This is a genomic window from Morganella psychrotolerans (genome assembly GCF_965118875.1).
In the GTDB taxonomy this organism is placed as follows: domain Bacteria; phylum Pseudomonadota; class Gammaproteobacteria; order Enterobacterales; family Enterobacteriaceae; genus Morganella; species Morganella psychrotolerans_C.
Genome location: NZ_CBCPJD010000027.1, coordinates 1 through 3,593, shown reverse-complemented (window position 1 = coordinate 3,593; position 3,593 = coordinate 1). Strand labels below are relative to the sequence as shown.

General features: G+C 58.8%; 6 protein-coding genes. All 6 read left to right on the top strand.

Annotated features, from left to right (window positions below; translation table 11 throughout):
- Positions 1–482 (top strand): IS5 family transposase (locus ACMHKJ_RS18785; RefSeq protein ID WP_413496308.1); only part of this gene is annotated, 482 nt, incomplete at its 5' end.
- 283 nt (positions 483–765) lie between these two features.
- A protein-coding gene (locus ACMHKJ_RS18780; protein ID WP_087451024.1) for an IS3-like element ISSen4 family transposase occupies positions 766–1,886 on the top strand; the annotation gives its coding sequence in 2 pieces (ribosomal slippage) (positions 766–1,024 and positions 1,024–1,886; 1,122 coding nt in all).
- Positions 1,887–2,183, top strand: coding sequence for a hypothetical protein (locus tag ACMHKJ_RS18775; protein WP_413496306.1), 297 nt, complete (start codon positions 1,887–1,889; stop codon positions 2,181–2,183).
- Positions 2,180–2,680, top strand: a complete 501-nt coding sequence (locus ACMHKJ_RS18770; RefSeq protein WP_003100856.1) for a hypothetical protein — start codon at positions 2,180–2,182, stop codon at positions 2,678–2,680. The genes ACMHKJ_RS18775 and ACMHKJ_RS18770 overlap by 4 nt, the downstream gene beginning before the upstream one ends.
- The gene (locus ACMHKJ_RS18765; RefSeq protein WP_003100853.1) at positions 2,677–3,048 is read left to right on the top strand and encodes a hypothetical protein; all 372 of its coding nucleotides are present in this window, start codon (positions 2,677–2,679) and stop codon (positions 3,046–3,048) included. The genes ACMHKJ_RS18770 and ACMHKJ_RS18765 overlap by 4 nt, the downstream gene beginning before the upstream one ends.
- Positions 3,042–3,593: recombinase family protein (locus ACMHKJ_RS18760; protein WP_021243029.1), on the top strand; the 552-nt coding region annotated here is incomplete at its 3' end. The genes ACMHKJ_RS18765 and ACMHKJ_RS18760, both read left to right, overlap by 7 nt.

Below are 3,593 nucleotides of genomic sequence, written 5' to 3'. Positions count from 1 at the left end.
AACTGCATCTGGCTGTTGATGCGAGTACGCATGAAGTCATCTGCGCGGACCTGTCGCTGAACAACGTCACGGACGCTGAAGCTTTCCCGGGGCTTATCCGGCAGACCCACCGAAAAATCAGGTCAGCGGCGGCGGACGGTGCTTACGATACGCGGCGATGTCATGACGAACTGCGTCGCAAGAAAATCAGCGCGCTCATTCCTCCCCGAAAGGGAGCGGGCTACTGGTCCGGTGAGTATGCAGACCGCAATCGTGCTGTTGCGAATCAACGGCTGAGCGGAAGCAATGCACGGTGGAAATGGACAACAGATTACAACCGTCGGTCGATAGCGGAAACGGCAATGTACAGGGTAAAGCAGTTGTTCGGTGGTTCGCTGACGTTGCGTGACTACGATGGTCAGGTTGCAGAGGCTTTGGCCATGGTGCGTGCGCTGAACAAAATGACGAAGGCAGGCATGCCAGAAAGTGTACGTATCGGCTGAAAGTCGGAGCTGTTACAGGGAAACTCGCCTTAAATCTGATTTATTCAACAAAGCCGGTAACAGCACAACTCATTGTTTAAAAAAAATTTGAATTTGGTTTCCTATCGCTTAGCGTAGGTTTTCGCCCCATTGGACCTCAAACCCCCGTTATGAGCCGCAGCCGCCGCAAAACACCCATCGTCGGGCACACGACCTGCGGCAGCGAGCGCGAGTGACCTGCTCCCCGTTGATTAGTACACCCCGATGTTAGTAATGTCTTCATAAGCCACATGAGGACATCCCCATGAAGAAGCGTTTTTCCGACGAACAGATCATCAGTATTCTCCGCGAAGCCGAAGCTGGGGTACCCGCCCGTGAACTCTGCCGCAAGCATGCCATTTCCGATGCCACGTTTTACACCTGGCGTAAGAAGTATGGCGGTATGGAGGTGCCTGAAGTTAAGCGCCTGAAGTCGCTTGAGGAAGAGAACGCCAGACTCAAGAAGCTGCTTGCCGAAGCCATGCTGGATAAAGAGGCGCTTCAGGTGGCTCTTGGGCGAAAGTACTGACGACAGACCAGAAGCGGGAAGCCGTGATGTTGATGTGTGATGCGACCGGTCTGTCGCAACGTCGTGCCTGCAGGCTTACAGGTTTATCCCTGTCGACCTGCCGCTATGAGGCTCACCGTCCGGCTGCTGATGCGCATTTATCAGGGCGCATCACTGAGCTGGCACTGGAGCGCAGGCGTTTTGGCTACCGTCGTATTTGGCAGTTGCTGCGCCGTGAAGGGCTTCATGTTAATCATAAGCGCGTGTACCGGCTTTATCACCTCAGTGGCCTGGGCGTAAAACGCAGAAGACGTCGTAAAGGGCTGGCAACAGAACGTCTGCCGCTGCTCCGTCCGGCGGCGCCCAATCTGACCTGGTCGATGGATTTCGTCATGGACGCACTTTCCACCGGTCGCAGGATCAAGTGTCTTACCTGCGTCGATGATTTCACAAAGGAATGCCTGACGGTCACTGTTGCCTTTGGGATTTCAGGCGTTCAGGTCACGCGTATTCTGGACAGCATTGCACTGTTTCGAGGCTATCCGGCGACGATAAGAACTGACCAGGGGCCGGAGTTCACTTGCCGTGCACTGGATCAATGGGCCTTTGAGCATGGTGTTGAGTTGCGCTTAATCCAGCCGGGCAAGCCAACGCAGAACGGATTTATTGAGAGCTTTAACGGACGATTTCGCGATGAATGTTTGAATGAGCACTGGTTCAGCGATATCGTTCATGCCAGGAAAATTATTAATGACTGGCGGCAGGATTATAACGAATGCCGCCCGCACTCCACGCTGAATTATCAGACACCGTCTGAATTTGCAGCGGGCTGGAGAAAGGGTCATTCTGAGAATGAAGATTCCGACGTTACTAACTGAGTGTTGTATCTAATCGTGGGGGCAGGTCACGAGGACAAGAAGCTCTGGCATCAGCGCTGGCGCACCCGTGAGCGCACGGCGCTGACCAGCGCGTCGCCCGAAGCCCTGAGCGCCCATCTGCCCCTGCTGGAAAACCAGGCCAGCAGCGTCTGGTCGATGGGCAAGGATGGCCGCTCCTACTGGCCCGTCAAGCGCCAGGCCGCCACGGCGGATCGCATCGCCAATCACAAGGGACGCAACCCGCAAGAACGCGCCTCCCTGAAAAAGCGCCTGCTGCGCAAGTGGATGAGCAAATGAAGCTCTCCTTCCATCAGCACATTGCGCTGTTCTGGATGATCGGTGCTCCGGGCGTCTTCGCGCCCGTGATCGAGAACGCCAAGCGGCCCGATGCCGGCGCCGTCATGGCGTGGGGTGTCGCGATCGTGGCGGTGATGATCCTCTTCACCCCTTTGCTGCTGCGCTGTCCACCATTCCGGCGCTGGTATGGCCGGACGGATGCGCTGTCGGAGCGGCAGCGCCAGGCGCTTGCCGAGCGCGGCCTGCGCCGCTACTACCAGACCGCTTTCGATGACGGCTACGTGCCCCGCGTGATGCCCTACGTGTGGCGCATCATCTGGACGGTCGGCGGGTTGATGGCTGTGACCGCCGTACTGCCTACCAACACCGGACGGCCAGCCTTCGATGCCTTGGTGGTCTTCTCGACCTGGTATCCGATAGGCGTGATGCTGCTGGTTTTCGCGTCGAGGCCCCTTGGCCGGTTGATTCGCCAAAGAGCACAGGAGCGGCGGAAATGAGCACGTCAACCATCGAGGCGCTGGCCAGCGCCTGGGCAAGGATTGCCGAGGAAGCGGAATTCCCCGCTGACTACGAGGGGACTGCCACACCACAAGCGCATCGGGCTAGCGAAGCTATTCAGGAGCAGATTCGGGAGCGCATCGTCGCCACCAACGACATGCGGCTGTTCAGCCTGCTGCACCTGCTGGGTCAGGCGTCGCTGCGCATGGAGCAAGCGCTGTGGCCGGAGGATTACGAGCGGATGACGCGCGAGGTTGAGGAAGCCCTGCGGCAAGCCACCGACGCCAACGCCAGATCGTACACCCACGAAGAAGTGATGCAGGCGATGCAGGAACGCATCGACCGGGCGCGAGACAAGCCATGTTGATTGGCTATGCGCGCGTCTCGACGCAGGATCAGAACCTGGAGCTGCAACGCGAAGCCTTGAGCAAGGCCGGATGTAAAAAGGTCTTCGAGGACAAGGTGAGTGGCACGCGGGCAGACCGGCCTGGCTTGGCCAAGACGCTCGAAATGCTGCGCGAAGGCGATACTTTGGTCGTCTGGAAGCTCGACCGGCTGGGCCGGTCGGTCAAGCAACTGGTCGATCTGGTCGGCGATCTGCACAAGCACGGTGTCCAGTTCAGGAGCCTCACCGACTCCATCGACACCGGCACACCATCCGGGCGGTTCTTCTTCCACGTCATGGCGAGCCTTGCCGAAATGGAGCGCGAGCTGACCGTCGAGCGCACCCGCGCCGGGCTGGAAGTCGCCAAGCAGCTCGGCCGCAAAGGCGGCCGCAAGCCGAAGATGACCGACAGCAAGATCGAGTCGGCCAAGAAGCTGCTGGCCAGCGGGGTGCCGCCCAAGGACGTGGCCAAGAACCTCGGCGTGTCCATTCCGACGCTGTACCGCTGGGTGCCAGCCTCCACGCAC

What these genes read in the sequence shown, in the direction of transcription:
- ACMHKJ_RS18770 (WP_003100856.1), top strand. Translation starts at nt 2,180, where the DNA reads ATGAAGCTCTCCTTCCATCAGCACATTGCGCTGTTCTGGATGATCGGT.
- ACMHKJ_RS18765 (WP_003100853.1), top strand. Translation starts at nt 2,677, where the DNA reads ATGAGCACGTCAACCATCGAGGCGCTGGCCAGCGCCTGGGCAAGGATT.